Genomic DNA, 18,045 nt, shown 5'->3' on the forward strand with positions numbered 1-18,045 from the left:
CCCTGAGGTCATTTCGCCGCAAGTACCGTCAGATTCTCATTTCCGGAAATACGACGCGGAAATCTACGTTACGGAAATTAAACGCAATTTCGTTGTAACCGCGTTCGGATTGCTGCAAAATGCGAACGCCAAGCATTTCACAGAAAAATTCTTTAGAGCTTACGCCCCGGCCGACGATCGCAATCGTCAAGCGGCTCCAAGCGTCTATTCAACTCGCGCCGGCATGTATTAAATAAACACATGGATGTATAAATAAACGAGGCACGCATTAAATGCATCACGCGAAGCGTCTTCCAGCAGCAAACTGCAGCTCGACAATCCGCACGAGTGGCTGTGATCCTCGCCCGCAATTGCTCAGGATGGCGCAGTGAGTGGGCTAGAGTGATAGAGCGCGACCGCTTCGACTCTGCTTGAACGCAGAGGCACAGAAAAAGAGTTCACTCATCCATCATCACGGACGAGGTCGTCGGCAAGAGCTGCCCCCGCGATCTGCGGCTTCATTTCGTCGACAATCATCAAAGCATTGCAAATGCGCTTAAGCCTTCCGGCACAAGAATACTTTTTCACCGCGGATGAGCCCATATTTCGCGACTTGCGGTTCGACCGCGGTATATTCATCAACGACGAACCCCGCACGTTCCAGCCGGCGCCGGAAATCACGGCCGAAGAAGCGGACGTGATCATGCTGATTGAAGTACAGTATCCGATCTTCTTCTGTTTCCTGCCTCGATCGATCCTCGAACGTTTCTTGCCACCCTTCAATGAGCGGAATCATCGCGATCAGTGTCCCGCCCTTACGCAAGATCCGAAAGAGCTCGGGCATCGCCAGGCGATCGTTCACGTGCTCGAGGATATGGCAGCAGATGATCAGATCGAACTTGTCATTTTCGAGATCTATCCTTTCGATATTGATGTCGAGATCAGCGCCCTTGCCTCCGAACTCGCAGGTGACGTAGCTGCGGGGCTTTCTCGCCTCAATATACCTCGTGAGTCCCTTTTCAGGCGCGAAGTGAAGGATATCCTTCCCCGTAAACAGGCTCTGTTCGGCGTCGCAGAGCGCCAACAACCGGTGCCGCTCGTGCGACAGGCAATTCGGACAGAGCGAATCGAAGTTGATCCCCAATGCCAGCGGATTTGCGTAAGCGAAAAAGCGGCCGCGATATCCGCATACCGGACACGATCTCTCAAATCGCCCGAACAGGAAGCGGATCGTCCGAAGCCCGCTGCGCAATGACCAGACATAAGGTCGCAAACGTCCCTTGATGCCTCCGGTCGGCGATAGCGCCACGTCAAAATTGCTCATCTTGCGCTCCTAACATCTGCCATTCCCTGAGCGAAGCACGCACCCCGATGCAGACGCCCCAAAACGTCCACATGTAGTTCCAGAAATGCACCGTCAAACCTGTGAACAAGAAGACCATGCAGGCGATCGTAAAACCCCTTTGAATTTCCGTCGGACGAAGCCCGGGCACCGGCAACACCGCCGAGAGATTCAAAGCAATCAGCAGGATGGTGACCGGTAGGCCGTAATGGAGGCTCGTGACGAGCCACACGCTGTCAACGGTACGATCGAGCAGGTAATAGCCAAACGTCACGAAGCCTGCTCCCGTCAAGGGCGACTGCCACACCTGCGCCGAGACAGCGTCCCAGATCATGAGGCGATAGAATCCAGTCTGAGGCTCCAGCGTCGCGTGAGACAGCAGCCAGCTGAGAGGGTTGTTTGTCACAGCAATGACGGCCATCAGGAACATGCCCGCCCCCGTCCAAAGGAGAGGCCATCGCCAGGAGTAGCGGAATAACACCCGGTCGTAGACGTAGCTCGACATGACGAGGCCCATCCCCATGACGGCGGCCGAGGAGAGCGACAACAATGCGCCGAAGAGGCACAGACACGCCCACGACAGCCGCTTGACGGGGCTTGTCGTCGAGAACAGCACGATAGCTGCGGCCAGCGAGCAGAATACGCCATAGAGAATAGGATGATCGAATGTCGATATTGCGCGTCGCAGCCCCGCTCGCACGCCATCCGCGCTCGACGTCCCGTCGTCCACGAACGCCTCAGGTTGCGGCATGAGTGCCGCCATGGCCTCGCGGACGATCCAATGCCCCGTCAGCACGTCCACCAACGCAACGCCTATCGCAATCGCGGTGAACGCCTTGACCAAACGGATGAACTGCTGGACCGCCGGCGGCTCCAGAACGAAGGCTCGCGCGACAAAATATGCCCCGACAAAGTCGAGTGCCTCTGCGACTGCGGAAAATGCCGATTGAGGCCCGGCGGCGTAACCGGCCGCCCCCACCATGGCGAGCGCAAGCGTCGCCGCGAGCCCGTCCGACAGCAGGAGCCGCCGGCTCGGCTGCAATAGCCGCGCAACCGCCGGCAACAGCAGGACCATGAGGCCTATCCTGGTCGGCGTCAGCTTTGCCCCGGCGATCAGCACCTGGAAGCTCGACGGCAATACGATGCCGATGAGAAGGAGCGGAACGGCCAGACCGAGACGTTTGGGAATGGTCGATTGGACCCCCGCCCCCATCGCGCGAATACGCGGCTGCCCCGCGAGGAGAGCATCGCCAGGATAGCTCATGACGCGATCTCCCCGAACAGACCGGACCGGACCGTTAGACCCAACGAGCATTTCAGTTGGTGCGGAGCACGCCAGCGGTTCATCTGGTGGCCTCCTGCGTCGCGACGCTGCCAAACTTCAGATTGCGCACCAGGCGCCAGCCGTCAGTCGCGTTTCGAAGATAGGTGGGCCGGTTTCTCCGGAACAGAGTAGGCCCATACTGCCCGGGGCCGATATGGTTGTCGGTGATCGAGACTCCCGAGATCGGATTGTCATTGAACTTCGCGTCAGAATAGACCGTGTAACTGCCGCCTGCGAGAAGATTTCCTTCGATGACGATGTTGGAGACTGGGCCAAATTCGTTGTCGATCATGATAGCGCCGGCCGCACCGTGAGAATTGATGATTGTATTGCGCCGGATGATGGTGTCCGAGATGCCGCCATCGATCTGGATGCCATCATAGTGTGGTGCTCCACCGGCGTTGAGATCATGAATGAAATTGTCTTCAATCAGGTTGTCCTTTCCGGTCAGCACGATGCCGTTTTCGACGTTGGAGATGTTGTTGCGCTGGAACGTCCCCTGTCCCATGATGCCCTGGTTGCCATTGCCATCGGGACCGGCCCCCCGGCCGTCAATCGTGCAATCCCTGACGACAATTCCAGTCCGATGCGGATCGATCTTGATGACGGCCCAAGCGCTGGCCGCGATACGGGACATCTCGATGGTCACGTTGTCGGCGTTGACGATGACGTCGCCCTGGATATCCAGTCCAGAAATCGTCGTGCCGGCAACGGCAATCGTGAGCGGTCCGGACGGCTTCAGCTGGAGATCACGAGGCGGCCCCGTGTTGCTTGCGTCGGGCCATTGGAAGGCGAATGCTGGCTCGGACAGGCTGTTCGGTTCAGCTGCCACAGCCGCCGGAATTTGCAGCGCCGCGAGCATAGCTGCAACGCGGGCATACCCGAGCACAATCCCACACCAGCGCGCGTGGCCAAGCGCGAGCCCTTTCGCCCTTCCCCATCTCCGTCCCTGTTCCGCTGCGCTCTTTGATCTCATCATCTTCTCGCCTGGAAACGGCCCGACGCCTCAAGCCGGCTCGACTCTCTTTGCCTCGTAACCGCCGATCCACTCTCGCCGGCGCCTCCAGACGGCTTCCCAGTAAGCCGCATTCTTCTGCCATTCGGCGTTCCGTGCCAGGGCGGCTGCCATGCCGTAACCACACCAGCGTGTGAGCGGCACGATCAGGTGCAGCGCCTGTCCGATCACTCGCGCCGGCCAGCCAAAGTGCCGGTTGATCAAGGTGATTCTTCCCTTGAACACCTTCACCCTCTTGTCGACGGGCACGACGTCCGAGGCCCCGCCATAGTGGACGATGGTCGCCTCAGGCGTGACTGCGGGCCGCGCACCGAGCGATCGCGCGCGATGGCAAAGGTCCGCTTCCTCTCCGTACATGAAGAACGCGGGGTCGAACCCGCCGAGCCTCTCCCACAGCAGCCGGTCGATCAGCAGAAAACACCCCGTAACGATGTCGACGTGCCGTGCGGTATCGCGATCCCATCCGCCATAGGCCTCGGAATTGAAAATCGGATTGCGACGACCGAAATAGGTCAGCCCCAGCGCAAAGCACAACAAATTCCACAAGCTGATTCTTCGGAAGCACGAGGTGCGATTGAGGCTGCCGTCCGCAAAGACCGTGCGTCCGCCCCAGAGCTGAAATGACGGATTTGCGTCCGCGAATTCCAAGAGACGATCAATCGCACAATCGAGAACGATGGTGTCGGGATTGAGCAGAAGCAATCGGCGGCCCTGCGCCTGTTTTGCGGCCAGATTGTTGGCGCGCGCAAAGCCGATATTGGTGTCCAATGCAATCAGACGGACTTCCGGGAATTGACAGGCAATTGCGGCAGCTGACTGGTCGGATGAGTTGTTGTCGACGACGATGACCTCGTGTTTGGTCCTGGTTGTCTCCAGGGCAATCGATGCCAGACAGTCGAGGGTCAGGTCGCGGGTGTTGTAGCTGACGATAATGATGGAGAGCTCCAGCTGCCGATCTCCCGGACGCTCGTCATCACGGTACGCGTTGCTCATGGCAACCCTGCTCCTTTCGACGACAGTGCCGCTCGTCGCGCTATCACCTTCGGACCCGAGCTCAGGTGCTGGCATCGTCTCACTCCGCTGCGCCGGCCTCGATCGTTCCTGTCAGATTGTTGCTCGGCTCGTCACGGCGCGCCTGACCTCCAACGCCCCGTCCGCGGCCTGGACGTGCAAGGTGCGACGACAGCCAAAGCGAGACCCACACCTTTTGCTTCAGCGCCGGCGCTTCGACAAATCGCCAGGAGGCATACGCCAGAACCAGAGTCACGGATCCCGCCAGCAAGGCCAACGGCCAACCGACCGTAAGATCGAACAGGGTCAGGAGCGCCAATATGATCGGTGAATGGATCAGGTATACGCCATAGGACAGATCGTGCTTGAGTGGCACTCGACTGGCGACCTCGGAGAGCCCGAGGTAGACCACGACGTAGGGTATACACAGCGGCAGCACGACCGCCCCCACCCCGCTCGCGAGACCGATCAGCGCACCCCCCAAGGCAATCGCGGCCCCGATTCCGGAGAACGGGATACTTTCACGGTAGAGGTAGAGGCTCGTACCGGCGATGAAGTAGACGAAGAGACCGATGAAATCCAAGAGCCGTTGCGGACAAGCGGCATGCAGCGATGGCGAGAGCGCCAGCCCGACATAGGCGAGGTAGACCAGCGCGAAGCTGATGATTGTCAGCGCACGTCGGCGGAGAAAGCCCGCCACGCTCATCACCGCCAGCACCGCATAGGACCAGACTTCGATATTGAGCGTCCACAGCGGTCCATTGATCTGCACTTCCTGTCCATGTCGCACCACGCCCGGCAGGTAGTGCGACATCAGGGTAATCGCGTTCTTCAGGTAGAGGTAAAGCTCGGCGCTCCCGAAATAGTCGGCTAACGAATATGTCGTCAGGACCGGCCCCAGCACGAACATCGACGCGATGACCACGACGGACAGTGCGGGCAAGATGCGCAGCGCTCTGTTTACGCCGAACCTGACGAGATCGCCGGATCGGGCTAGGCCAGGCGCCAGGAGGAAGCCGCTGACGCAGAAGAAGATAACGACTGCAAACAAGCCGAGCTGGATGAACCCGCCGCTGAACCGGTAGAGGATGTCGTTGACTCCCCACCAGGAATGGTGAGCGACCACCGTGAGTGCGGCGACAAGCCGTATCTGATCAAAACCGGGGCCTCTGGCCGAAAGGACGGCAAGCCGATCGCCGATCGTCGTCGTCCCGATCGAAATCATCGTATTCTCACCCGGAATGATTTATTTGTCATTTGATGATTATATAATATTAAATATCGAAAGCAATTAAATACGATGACCACCTCAACCGACGCGGACCTCGTCGGCCGGACCGGTTGGTTCGGGCGAGACCGCCAATTTGGCCATTTTGTCATCGCCTGGCCTTCCTCCGGAGACGGTCACGATGATCGAGGCCGCGAGCCCGAGCGAAAGAAACCGCGGTCCGAGCTGGCCCAACCGGGACGTCATGCCAAACAGTCCGTCGTTACGCTCTGCCGGAACTCCAAACATCGCCTCGATTTGCAGGCCTGACTCGACGCACCAACTCGCCAATTTGCGCGCCGAAGCGAAATGAGCGCCCGCAGCCTCGTAGCCGCCGGAGCGCCCGGACTGGAGCCTCGCCCTGAGATACGACCGAACACCCCTGGGGGACATCGTGTTGGGCATCTGGATCACGGCTATCGATCGCTCGTGCATGACCGATCGCAGCCTCAGAAGCAGCTTTGGCGGATCTGGAGCGAGGTGCAACAGGTTGAGACAGACAACGCAGTCGTAGGTGTCGCGATTGGAGCCGATACTCTCCAGATCGGCGTAGATCATCTCGATTCCGTCGCTGGCGGGGCCGGCTGCAATCACCGGATCGAGTGGAATCGCCGTGACGTTCAGGCCTCGCGCCTGCAGCCGCTTTTCTGTCTTGCCAGAACCACAACCAATCGAAAGCACGCTGCGCGCCCATGCCGGCATAAGCGCGATCGTCGCCTCTGATTCCGGTTCATAATAGTCCTTGGAAAAACTCGCGTGGCGAAGGCGCGTCTCGGTTGGAAGCAACGCGTACGGCGAGCGACGGCCGTCCGCGATTTGCAGCAGAACGTCGTTCTGCCTGCCAAGTTCTTCCGCCCCAACTCCCATCCGGCCGACATACCGGTTAGTGAGGTGGTGCACGGTAAAATCCTCCAGGTGTGAGATCGGGACCAGCTTCTTCAAACCACATTGGGTGTATGGATCCGTCGCGGCCGAACAGGCGAGATCATACTTTCCCTCATGCGGAGCCACATCGAAACCACCGGAATGCAGGGCATTTTCCAGCTGGTCCCGCGTAAGGATGAAGCAGGCGGCGTGCTCGTTGGTGAAATGCGCCAAAATATAGTCGCCGCGCCGCCTGACCGACGAGGGATCCCAGTGAAAGTGCGCGTGAATATCGGGATAGTTTCGCTCGCCATCTTCGCCGAATTCGACCCGCAGAAACCCAGCAACTTCGTCCGGAGCTAGAAGCTGCGTTAGATCGAGCCAGGCGCGGATGTTCCTCTCGGTGATCAGAATGTCGTCTTCCGAGTAGAGGAACAGATCATACTGGTCATGACGTTGCGCAAATAGCTTCTTGTGCATGAACGGCAGAGACCACGGGTTCCTGGTGGGCAGGCCGACAATGCATTCCACCCCGCTTCTCGCGCGCTTGTCGATGTTCGACAACACGACGATATCAATGACGAAGGACATCGTCCGGTATTCCTGGATGACCCGCTCGAGATAGCAGTCATTCGAGGTTCCGTGGCTTGCGATCGCGACCAATACGCGAGGCGGGCGGCGGCCGCCCCGGTGGGCGACATGCCGGGCAACATGCTCATTCATCGCATTTGGCATCCCGTGAAGGTTTATTCCGGTTTCAAATTTAATTCCGCGCATATTATATAGCGAAAGCGGATCGGTCGATATTTATTATTATTTAAAATCGGATTATATTGCGATAAGGTTCTCGCAATGTCAGCTTGGTCTCGGCGTTTGGCGCCCGGGAGATCCCATCGCATGAAGGTGCTGGTCTATCCCCATTCCATGGAAATGGGAGGGTCGCAGCTCAACGCAATCCAGCTTGCCGAGGCGGTTCGGGCCCTCGGTCATGATGTCACCGTCGCGTCGGAGACCGGGCCGCTTCTGGACAGGGTAAGGGAGACGGGTCTCAGGCACATTGAAATTCCCCGGCATCGGGCCCGGCCCTCGCCTCGCGTCAGCCAGATGCTCCGCAGCATCGTTAACGAAGGCGCGGTTGACGTGGTGCACGGTCATGAATGGCCCCCCATTGTCGAGGCTTTTCTGAGCGTTGGGCTATCGACCAGAGCTGCCGTGGTGGGAACCGTCATGTCGATGTCAGTCCCTTCCTTCCTGCCGCGCAGCCTTCCTCTGACCGTGGGAACGGAGATGATCCGTCGTGCTGCGATCGCTGCAGGACATCAGGATGTTACCTTGCTCGAGCCGCCAGTCGATACGAGCTCCGACCATCCCCTCGTGAATGGAGCGAACTTTCGCGCGGCCCGGAATATTGGTCCGGACGAAGTCGTCATTGCGATGGTCTGCCGGCTTGTGCCGGACCTTAAACTGGAGGGTCTGCTATCCGCGTGCGACGCCGTTGGCGAAATAGCGCTTGGCGGTCCGCCGGTGCGGCTGCTGATCATTGGTGATGGACCCGCGCGCCCTAGCGTCGAAGCGCGCGCGGCCAGAACGAACTCGCTGGTCGGCCGGAACGTCGTCGTATTGGTGGGAGAGATGTCCGATCCGCGGCCTGGCTATGCCGCCGCGGACGTGATCATTGGCCAGGGCGGTTCGGCGCTGCGCGGTATGGCTTTTGGTAAGCCGCTGGTGGTCGTTGGCGAGGACGGGTTCAGCGAGCTGTTGACGCCCGAGAGTGCATCGACCTTCCTGCAACAAGGCTGGTATGGATTGGGCAAGGGTTCGCGCGGAGCCGGCGCCAGCGCACTCCGATCGGCTCTCGAGACCATTCTCGCTTCCGCGTCGCTCCGTCAGGAACTCGGCGGATTCGGCCGGCGACTGGTGGAGCACCGCTTCAGCCTCGCGCACGCGGCGAAAACGATAGAGCAAACCTATCTGCATGCCCTGCGCAGCAAGTCCTCAACCAGCCAACGATTGGCAGATGCCGGCCGATGCGCGGCCAGGCTTGCCAGCTATAAGGTGCAGCGAAAATATCAGCGTTGGATGGGTTTGGCTTCCACCGAAGACGACAACCATCGGGCGCGAATCTCTGCGGTGCTGTCCGCAACAGCCATCGCCCCTCGATCAGACGGAGCCGCGCCGGATTCGCTTCGCAAGGTATCCCGGCAAACCGATTCTTGACCCGCCACGGCAGCACCGCGATTTCAGCGGGCAAGTTCACGCTTGACCGCATCCACGATACGGTCCTGGTCTGCGCTATCCATCTGCGCATAGAGTGGAAGCAGGATCGCGTGATCCTGAGCGATTTCGGACTGCCGCAGATCATGGCGCGACACCGTGCCGGCATAGGGCGGCTCGCGATGCGAGCACATGATGCCCCTGCGCGTAGCGATGCCCTGGTCGAGCAGCGATTGCATCATCGCCCGCTGATCCAGGCGATCGGGCAAGCGTACGCAGTAACTCTGCCAGTTCGATCGCGCCCACGCCGGCTCGAACGGCAGCCGCAATCCCTCAATATTGCCGAGCAGTTCAGCGTAGCGGGATGCCAGCGCGCGTCGCTGCGCAATTAACTGCGGAAGCCGCTCGAGCTGTTTGCGTCCGATCGCAGCCTGCATATCCGTCATTCGATAATTGTAGCCGACGAGGAGGTACTCCTCGAAAATGACGCGCTGCGACCCGTGACGCACGATGTCCGGAACGCTCATCCCGTGTTGACGCAGAAGCCTGAACTTGCGATCGAGCTCGGCATCGGAGGTGGTGAGCATTCCCCCTTCACCTGTCGTGATCACCTTTCGGGGATGAAAGGAAAAGCAGGCAATGTCTCCGTGCGGCTTGCCGATCGCTTCCCACTTCCCGTTCATGCAGATCTGCGATCCCGCCGCACAGGCCGCATCCTCGATCACAGCGATCCCGTGGCGACGCGCCACAGCCATGAGCGCGGCCATGTCGCACGGCATGCCCATCTGATGGACCGCGATGATGGCGCGCGTGCGCTCGGTGATGGCTTCGGCCAACCGAGCGCAATCCAAATTGTATGTCTCGGGCTCGATATCGACAAAAACAGGGGTGGCGCCCTGATATCGGATCACGTTCGCCGTTGCTATGAAGGAATGGCTGACCGTGATCACCTCATCGCCCCTGCCGATCCCCAGGGCAGCCAAGGCGAGCTGCAGGGCGGTCGTGCAATTCGCGACCGCGCAGGCGTGCTGGGCGCCGACAAGTGCGGCGAACTCGTCCTCAAACGCAGCCACCTGCGGACCTTGCGATACCCAGCCTGACAGCACGACCGCGCGAGCAGCATCGGCCTCTTCGTCCGCGAGCAGCGGCGCTGCGATCGGGATCACGATGCTGCCACCTGCCGCTGACGGTCCGATGCGTGATCGCGTTCTGATCGCCACCATTTCACGAGGTCGGCGAGCCCCTGTTCGAGCGAAACAGTGGTGCGGAACCCCAGCAGTCGCTCGGCCTTTCCCGTCGATGCCAGCCGTCGCGGTACCGGATTGACCGAGCGCTCGGGCGCAAATTCGGGTGTCAGGCTGCGGTGTCCCATCACCCGCGCAAGCACCGTAGCCAGTTGCGTCAGGCTGGTCTCAGTACCGCTTCCGACGTTAAAGACTTCATCGGTGACCTTTGCCCTGGCCGCAAGGATGTTGGCGCGCGCGACGTCGCGGACGTGAACGAAATCCATGGTCTGACGGCCGTCGCCAAAGATAACGGGCGGTAATCCGGCCTCGAGCCGCTCCATCCAGCGGATCAAAACTTCGGTGTAGCGTCCGTGTATGTCCATCCGGCTACCGTAGACGTTGAAATATCGGAATGCCACGTAGTCGAGGCCGCATACGTCGTTGAAGGCCCGCAAAAGCCCTTCGTTGAACGCCTTGGCGGCTCCGTAGAGGGTCCGGTTGTTGTACGGATTCTGTCGCTCAGTTGTCGGAAACTCCTCTGCCATGCCATAGACGGATGCCGAGGAGGCCGCGATGATCTTCTCGATGTCGTGCTTGATGCACAGCTCCAGGAGGTCATAGGTGGCGTCCACCATGACCTCCTTGGCCAGACGCGGCTCTGCCGCGCAATGAGTGATGCGGAGAGCGGCCTGGTGAAAGACGATATCGGCGGCCTTCACCAGGGCTTCCATCAGCTTGCGATCGCGTATGTCGCCGTGAACCAGTCTCACCGGTCCACGCCCGAGCGCGCGCCGGAGATTTTCCGGCCGGCCCCTGACCATGTTGTCGAGGGCAACGATCTCGATGCCCCCCTCTTCGCAGAGCAGATCAACGATGTGGGAGCCGATGAACCCTGCCCCGCCCGTGACAAGAACGCGCTTTCCCTTGAGCTCAATCAAGACGCCCTCCTCTTGCAGGACCTTGTTGTGAAGCTTTGTGACGGCTGCGTTTGGTTGCTGACGGCTTCGCTGGATCGCAATGCCCCGGCGTTCCTCAAAGTGGAGACAACTGCGGTCGCCTGGTCCGGCAGCAACTCCGGATAAATGGGAAGGGAGAGAAATTCGTTCGCAAGCATCTCGGTTACCGGAAGATCGCCGGCCTGATAACCGAGTTCTGCGTAGGCTTTCTGCAGGTGCACCGGAATGGGATAGTGAATTCCTGCTCCGATGCCGGCCTCCCGCAACAATGTGAGCGCATCGTCACGCCGCTGCAATCTGACCGAATAGACATGATACACGTGACGCGAGTGCGAGGGCGGCCGCGGACACGCGGATGGGAGCGCGGAAAGCAGTTCGTTGTATCTTTCTGCCAACGATCGGCGGGCCTCGGTCCAACGCTCGATGTAGTCCAACTTGACATTCAGTACCGCGCCCTGGATCTCGTCCATGCGATAATTGTATCCGGCAATGACGTGGTCGTATTTCGCCTCCTGCCCCCAGTCTCGCAGCAGCGACACTCGGCGTGCGAATTCAGGCCGATCGGTTACGACGGCGCCACCCTCGCCGAACGCCCCGAGATTCTTGCCCGGGTAGAAGCTGAAGCATCCCAGATCTCCGATCGAGCCGGCGCGGCGTCCCCGGTATTCCGCGCCATGCGCCTGCGCGGCATCTTCAATGACGACCAGGCCGTAACGCCGCGCAATCGACATGATGGAATCCATGTCGGCCATCAATCCATGGAGGTGAACCGGCAGGATGGCTCTGGTTCGAGGTGTTATCGCAGCTTCGATCAGACCGGGATCCATCGTCCAGGTGACCGGGTCAACGTCGACAAAAACCGGTTTGGCGCCGCTGTAGAGAATGGCGGCGGTTGTCGCCACAAAGGTCATCGACACTGTGATGACTTCATCACCGGGTCCGATGCCCGCTGCCAGCAGCGCAAGGTGGAGCGCAGAGGTCCCACTATTCACTGCGAGACAATGCGAAGTCCGGCAATATTCCGCAAAGCGACCCTCGAAGGCTGCCACCTCCGGCCCGAGCACAAAATGCCCGCTGCGGATGACTCTTGCCACCGCGGCGTCGATTTCCGGCTTGATTTGAAGATATTGGGTTTTCAGATCCAGGAAAGGTATCAAGATTCAACACCTTGAAATTGGTCAACCATATATAAAGAATTAACTCGAATTATATTTTTAAATCAAGGCTATTTTTTCAGAAATTAAATGGTGATTAATTTGATTTGACCTGCGAGGCGTCGCTGACGAAGGCATGATCGGCTGTGGCCATAGCGCCCGCTCGGGACAGGGTCCGAGCCGGCACTCCCGCGACGGTGGCGCCCGCTGGAACATCCTTCGTCACAACCGAGCCCGCGCCGACGAATGCCCCCGCACCGATTGTTACACCGCACAAGATGGTAGCGTTGGAGCCGATGGAAGCGCCCCTCTTGACGTGAGTGCGCTGCAGCGTCCAATCCGAAGCTTGCTGAGGACGGCCCGCCGCCGTCGTTGCCCTCGGATGCTTGTCATTTGTAAACATCACGCCATGACCGATAAACACCTCGTCCTCGATCGTGACGCCCTCGCAGATGAAGCTATGCGAGGATATCTTGCAGCGCGCACCTATCTTTGCCCCCGCCTGAATTTCGACGAACGTTCCGATCCCGCTCTCGTCACCAACGGTGCAGCCGTACAGATTGACCAGCTCCGGGTGAGGAATGCGAACACTGCGACCAAGCTCGACGTCTTTTCCGATGGGCATGTACGAACTCCGAATGATGTCACCGAAACCGCTATGATGCCGTCCGCGAACGCCACAGCCCCGGCACCATTCTCGCCAAGCCGGCTGCGGCGTAGTGAAACTGCTGCAAGAGCGGGTGCCCGGTTATCGCCAGTCCCAGCCCCCAACAAAGCACAGCGACGGAGAAGGCTGACGCCAAGCGCGCAAGCGACATAAGTCCTTGAGCGTCCGTCAGCGCCGCACAGATGGATACGCCGGCAATCACAAGAGCCGTTACGGCCCCGCTTCTGAGCAGGGTGCGTACAAATTCGCGGATCCCAAGGTCGAGATGTCGTCCAAGAAAATGAAACGCCACCGCTGCTTGAAATGGCAACGTCACCAGCGCGGATGCCGCAACGGCGTGCACGCCCAGAAATGATGCGCCGAAGATCACCAGAAGCGAGGGGGGCAACGAAATCAAGGACGAGATCAGCGCATCCTGCACCCTTCCGACCGCAACAAACACCGGGTAGGTCAGGCAGGCGGCGAAAAGCGCAAGATTGCCAATACAGAGCAGCTGCACGAGCGGGACGACCTCCAGCCACGTCGGACCGAGCCAGATCAGAATGATTGGTCGGGCCATGATTGCCATAAAGGCCAGGAACGGCCACTGCACCGCGGAGAGCAACTGAATGGCCTCCAGATAGACGGCCTTGAGATCGCCCCCTGCTTTACGTTGCGCGACAACCGCGGGCATGACGACCGGACTTATGACTTGCGTGACCAGCTTGTCGAATATCTGCGTCGATGCAGTGGCTCGGCTATAGAGACCGACGGCCGTGAAGTCGAGCACTCTGGCCAGAAACAGCTGCGGTGCCAGGCCATAGAACACATTTACAACACTCACCGCGCCCGAATAGAGGCCAAAGCCGACGATCTCCCGGCAATCGACCAGGGACGGACGCATTGCACCAAAATCTTTCCGCCATATGAGCAACATCACGGCCAACACCGCGTTGCCAGCCACCGCCCCCCAGAGCGGTGCCATGTAGCTGAAGTGGGCCATCGCGAGAGCGATCGAAACGACAGCGATCGTCGTACTTGCGGCAAGGTTACAGACTGCCAGTGTTCCAAACTGCATCTCACGCCGGAATAACGCGGCTATGGTTCCGGAGAACGGCAGCAAGAGAAAATTCAGCGCGGAAATCTCGATGCCTTGGCGCAAGCGGTCCAGCTCGAAGAGATGCGCGATGGGCTGCGCAAACACGAACAGCATGATGGCGGTGGCCGCCGAGATCACGAGGGTAATCGTGAACGTAGTCTGTACGCTTGCACGCGACAACTCGCGCTTCTGAATCAGATAGCTTGCGCCTGCAAACTCCTGGAAACAGGCGGCAATGATGGATGTGATGGCGTTAACCACGGCATAGATGCCAAACTCCTCCGGCGACAGCAAACGGGCAAGCACGGCGGTCGCGACAAAGACCAGCAGCAGGCCGATGTAACGATCGAGCGCGGAGAACAGGATCGAGCGCTGCACGGACCTCATTGCACTGTCTGCCATGTCGATTGGGTCAGCTAGGTCGCCGCACGCCTCATGCTATCGCTCTCGCGCGCTGCCGGATTCCGTGAGGCTCTCGCAGCAATACCGGCGCCCCCTGTTTTGCGATCGAGCACGAGGCCGCTTCCAAGACTTCGACCACGCGAAGTCCCGAGACGCCGCTGGAAATCGGCTGGCCACCGGTGCGTACGCAATCGACAAAATGCTCCACCTCCGTCTGCAGTGCCTCCGTTGGCGAGATATGCGGAGCCCACATGTCGCCGGCGCGGTAGCCAATCCGGAACTGATGCGCATCCTCGGGAGACCCATCAAGTGTGATTCCCTTGTCATAGACCTTGATCTTCTCCGTCGGCTCGAGATCGTCGTAGACAATCATCTTCCTGCTGCCGCCGATAAACGTTTGGCGCACCTTGACGGGCGAGAGCCAATTGACGCTGACGTGAGCGACGCACGCGTCGGCAAAAAACAGCGTGATGTGCGCCATATTCTCTGGCGAGCCGACGACGTGGCACGACCCGGTCGCCGAGACGGCGATCGGGTCCTTATCGAGGATATGGTGGATAATCGAGATATCGTGCACCGCCAGGTCCCAGATTACATTTACGTCTTTTTGAAACAACCCGAGACTCGCTCGCGTGCTGTCGTAGTAGTAGATGTCTCCAATTTCCCGACTCAGCAGCAGCTCCCGGATTCTCTGGACCGCCGGCGTGTAGAGGAAGGTATGATCGACCATCAGCGTCAACCCGCGTCGATCCGCCTCCTCGATCAAGCGGGTGACGAGCTCGGAGCTCGTCGCAAGCGGCTTTTCGACCAGTACATGCTTTCCGGCCCTCAACGCCGCAAGTGCCAGTTCGTAATGCGTATGCACCGGCGTCGCGATAGCGATTGCATCGATGCTGGCGTCCTTCAGCAGATCTTCGTAGCGCCTGGTCGTTTCCACTCCCGGGTAAAGCTGCTTTACCGCGCCGAGCCTTCCTGGGTTCAGGTCGCTCACGCCGACGACGCGGGTGGCGGCATTGATCGAGAAATTGCGAACGATATTGGGACCCCAATAACCGTAGCCCACAACGCCGATCCCCAATTGACTGTCTCGCATGCTAACCTCGATGCATCCAGAGAATACGCTTCCAATCATTCCGTCGCAGACGATCAGCTCACGCCGGGCACTAGGTCCGTGCCGGCATGTCCTGCCAGATGCCCCGCGTATCTATGACGTCGAGATGTCGACGCTCCGACAGGGGTACCATCTTGAACTCGTCATGATCGACGAGGAGAACCGCGATTTCGCAGCTGCGCAGAGCCTCCTCGATGTTCACGAAAGCGACACGATGATCGGCCAACTGGGGCGGCAAACGACGAAGGTTCGGCTCAACGATCTTGACCCGTTCTCCATACTTTGCCGCAAGATGCGTGGCTATTTCCATGGCGGGACTTTCGCGCAAATCGTCGACATTGGCCTTGAACGTCAATCCACAGCAGGCGATGCTTGCGTAGGGATGATCGTCGATCAGCGCCTCGGTACGTTCGATGATCTTCTGCGTTTTGGTGTTGTTGACTTCGCGGCTGGTCCGCATCACCCGGGCGAGGTCCGGCGCGGAGTCGATGATGAACCAGGGATCGACCGCAATGCAGTGCCCGCCTACTCCAGGTCCCGGCCGCAATACGTTGACGCGGGGGTGGCGGTTGGCGATGTCGATAACTTCCCAGACATTGATGTCGAACCTGTCGCAAATCAGCGAGAGTTCGTTCGCAAAGGCTATGTTGGTGTCGCGGAATGCGTTTTCCGTCAGCTTGACCAACTCGGCCGTGCGCGCCGTAGTCCCGACGCAGGCCCCGCGAACGAACATCTTGTAGAATCGTTGAGCACGGCGCGTACAAGTTGGTGTGATGCCCCCAATGCATCTGTCGTTGTTGATGAGCTCGGTCAGGATCCGGCCCGGCAACACGCGTTCTGGGCAGTAGGCGATGTAAATCGCCGCGTCTTCCTTGCCGTTGACGCCTATGTGCAAATCTGGCCTGCGGTCGATGATCCGCTTGGCGATCGCCTCGGTGGTGCCGATCGGCGACGTCGATTCGAGGATGACGAGATTGCCGGGCGCAATGATGTCGACGATTTGGTCGACAGCGGCGTTCACACTTGACAAGTCCGGACGGTTCTCGCGATCGATCGGCGTCGGCACCGCGATAATGAAGACGTCGGCCGGCTGCGGCTTGGTGGATGTCGTCAGGGCGCCGCTCGACACGACCTTGGAAACGAGACCATCGAGATCGGGCTCGGCGATGTGAATTCTTCCGGATGCAACGGTATCGACGATGCGCTCGTTGGTGTCGACACCGACCACCTGCATTCCTCGGCTTGCAATGAGGGCCGCGGTCGGCAGCCCGATATAACCGAGTCCAACGACATTGATCTTCTGGAACTCAGGCATTGAGAAGCACCTTCACGATACGCTCGCTCGCGTGCCCGTCACCGAACGGGTTATGCGAACGGGCCATGGCCGCATAAGTCTCGTCGTCGTCGAGCAGGCGAAATGTCTCCGCAACGATTTTGTCGTAGTTCGCGCCGACGAGACGCGCCGTCCCGGCTTCCACCCCCTCGGGACGCTCGGTCGTATCGCGCATCACCAGGACTGGCTTTCCGAAAGTGGGGGCCTCCTCCTGGACGCCACCTGAATCCGTCAAGACCAGATGCGACAGCGAGAGCAGGCTCACGAAGTCCGTGTATTCCTGGGGGGAAGTGAGGACGACCCTCGGGTGATCCGACAACCGGGACGCAAACAAGTCGCGAACATTCGGATTCGGATGCACGGGCAGCACCATGGCAACGTCTTCCCTGCACAGGATCGTTTCCAAGGCGTTGACGATGTTGATCACACCGCCGCCGAAATTCTCCCGCCGGTGGCAGGTCACCAGGATGATGCGCCGGTTGCCGTGGCGCTTCTTGATGCCGTCCCAGCGGCCCGAGAGCCCCGGATCGGATTCGACCATGGCTTTTGCGAGGATGAGAGCATCAACCACCGTGTTTCCAGTGACGTGGATTCGATCATCCGAGACGTTTTCCGAGCGCAGCGCGCGCGCAGCGCGCTCTGTTGGGGCAAAATGTTGATCTGCGATTGAGCCGACGATCTTGCGGTTCACCTCCTCCGGCCAAGGAGAAAAGATGTCCCCACTGCGCAGCCCGGCCTCGATGTGAGACACCGGTATCCGGTGGTAATAGGACGCAAGTGCGCCAGCCATGGCAGTCGCTGTGTCGCCTTGGACGATAACCCTGGTAGGCTTCACTTTCTCGAGGAGCTCACCGACCTCTCCGAGCAGCCGAGCGGTGAGATGATCCAGCGTCTGATTGGCCGTCATGACGTTCAGATCAAAATCCGGAACCACTTTGGCGAGCTTGAGGACCTGATCAAGCAGCTGCCGATGCTGTGCTGTCGCACAGATCGTCAGGGAAATGTCCTTGCTATTCTCGGCCTTGAGTCGGTTGATGACCGGAAAGAGCTTGATTGCTTCGGGCCGAGTCCCCAAGAGGACAAAGAAATGCTTGTGCACGTC

15 protein-coding genes are annotated in these 18,045 nt (G+C 59.5%); 1 reads left to right on the top strand and 14 read right to left on the bottom strand.

What is annotated here, in order from left to right; genetic code table 11:
* Positions 1–535 precede the first annotated feature (535 nt).
* The 6 genes from XH84_RS09830 to XH84_RS09855 all read right to left on the bottom strand — a co-directional run bounded on the left by XH84_RS09830 (position 536) and on the right by XH84_RS09855 (position 7,525).
* Positions 536–1,303, bottom strand: a complete 768-nt coding sequence (locus XH84_RS09830) for a class I SAM-dependent methyltransferase (protein ID WP_128918319.1) — start codon at positions 1,301–1,303, stop codon at positions 536–538.
* A complete protein-coding gene (locus tag XH84_RS09835; RefSeq protein ID WP_128918318.1) occupies positions 1,290–2,585 on the bottom strand; it encodes a hypothetical protein in 1,296 nt (431 codons plus the stop codon). Before XH84_RS09835 ends, XH84_RS09830 begins: the two co-directional genes overlap by 14 nt.
* Before the next feature lie 79 nt (positions 2,586–2,664).
* A complete protein-coding gene (locus tag XH84_RS09840) occupies positions 2,665–3,507 on the bottom strand; it encodes a right-handed parallel beta-helix repeat-containing protein (protein ID WP_164936111.1) in 843 nt (280 codons plus the stop codon).
* 144 nt (positions 3,508–3,651) lie between these two features.
* The gene (locus XH84_RS09845) at positions 3,652–4,653 is read right to left on the bottom strand and encodes a glycosyltransferase family 2 protein (protein ID WP_128918316.1); all 1,002 of its coding nucleotides are present in this window, start codon (positions 4,651–4,653) and stop codon (positions 3,652–3,654) included.
* Between the two features lie 79 nt (positions 4,654–4,732).
* The gene (locus XH84_RS09850) at positions 4,733–5,896 is read right to left on the bottom strand and encodes an acyltransferase family protein (protein ID WP_128918315.1); all 1,164 of its coding nucleotides are present in this window, start codon (positions 5,894–5,896) and stop codon (positions 4,733–4,735) included.
* 84 nt (positions 5,897–5,980) lie between these two features.
* Positions 5,981–7,525 carry a class I SAM-dependent methyltransferase gene (locus tag XH84_RS09855; RefSeq protein WP_164936110.1) on the bottom strand — a complete coding sequence of 515 codons (1,545 nt, stop codon included), beginning with the start codon at positions 7,523–7,525 and terminating at the stop codon, positions 5,981–5,983.
* A 174-nt stretch (positions 7,526–7,699) separates the two neighbouring features.
* Between XH84_RS09855 and XH84_RS09860 the strand changes: the two genes are divergently transcribed.
* Positions 7,700–9,019, top strand: a complete 1,320-nt coding sequence (locus XH84_RS09860) for a glycosyltransferase family 4 protein (protein WP_128918313.1) — start codon at positions 7,700–7,702, stop codon at positions 9,017–9,019.
* 23 nt (positions 9,020–9,042) lie between these two features.
* Here the strand turns inward: XH84_RS09860 and XH84_RS09865 are convergent, their stop codons facing one another.
* From XH84_RS09865 to wecB, 8 genes are all read right to left on the bottom strand, one after another.
* Positions 9,043–10,239 carry a DegT/DnrJ/EryC1/StrS family aminotransferase gene (locus XH84_RS09865; RefSeq protein ID WP_128918312.1) on the bottom strand — a complete coding sequence of 399 codons (1,197 nt, stop codon included), beginning with the start codon at positions 10,237–10,239 and terminating at the stop codon, positions 9,043–9,045.
* Complete coding sequence (locus XH84_RS09870) at positions 10,179–11,180, bottom strand: NAD-dependent epimerase/dehydratase family protein (protein ID WP_128948134.1); 1,002 nt, start codon at positions 11,178–11,180, stop codon at positions 10,179–10,181. The genes XH84_RS09865 and XH84_RS09870 overlap by 61 nt, the downstream gene beginning before the upstream one ends.
* Entirely contained in the window at positions 11,177–12,355 is a 1,179-nt protein-coding gene (locus XH84_RS09875; RefSeq protein WP_128918310.1) for a DegT/DnrJ/EryC1/StrS family aminotransferase, read from the bottom strand. Before XH84_RS09875 ends, XH84_RS09870 begins: the two co-directional genes overlap by 4 nt.
* A gap of 94 nt (positions 12,356–12,449) precedes the next feature.
* Entirely contained in the window at positions 12,450–12,977 is a 528-nt protein-coding gene (locus XH84_RS09880; protein ID WP_128918309.1) for an acyltransferase, read from the bottom strand.
* A gap of 31 nt (positions 12,978–13,008) precedes the next feature.
* Entirely contained in the window at positions 13,009–14,484 is a 1,476-nt protein-coding gene (locus tag XH84_RS09885; protein WP_128918308.1) for an oligosaccharide flippase family protein, read from the bottom strand.
* A gap of 46 nt (positions 14,485–14,530) precedes the next feature.
* Positions 14,531–15,592, bottom strand: coding sequence for a Gfo/Idh/MocA family protein (locus tag XH84_RS09890; RefSeq protein WP_128918307.1), 1,062 nt, complete (start codon positions 15,590–15,592; stop codon positions 14,531–14,533).
* Between the two features lie 70 nt (positions 15,593–15,662).
* On the bottom strand, positions 15,663–16,925 hold the full coding sequence (wecC, locus tag XH84_RS09895) for a UDP-N-acetyl-D-mannosamine dehydrogenase (RefSeq protein ID WP_128918306.1): 1,263 nt from the start codon (positions 16,923–16,925) through the stop codon (positions 15,663–15,665).
* Positions 16,918–18,042, bottom strand: a complete 1,125-nt coding sequence (gene wecB, locus XH84_RS09900) for a non-hydrolyzing UDP-N-acetylglucosamine 2-epimerase (RefSeq protein WP_128918305.1) — start codon at positions 18,040–18,042, stop codon at positions 16,918–16,920. Before wecB ends, wecC begins: the two co-directional genes overlap by 8 nt.
* Positions 18,043–18,045 lie beyond the last annotated feature (3 nt).

Origin of the sequence: Bradyrhizobium nanningense, assembly GCF_004114535.1 — a bacterium.
In the GTDB taxonomy this organism is placed as follows: domain Bacteria; phylum Pseudomonadota; class Alphaproteobacteria; order Rhizobiales; family Xanthobacteraceae; genus Bradyrhizobium; species Bradyrhizobium nanningense.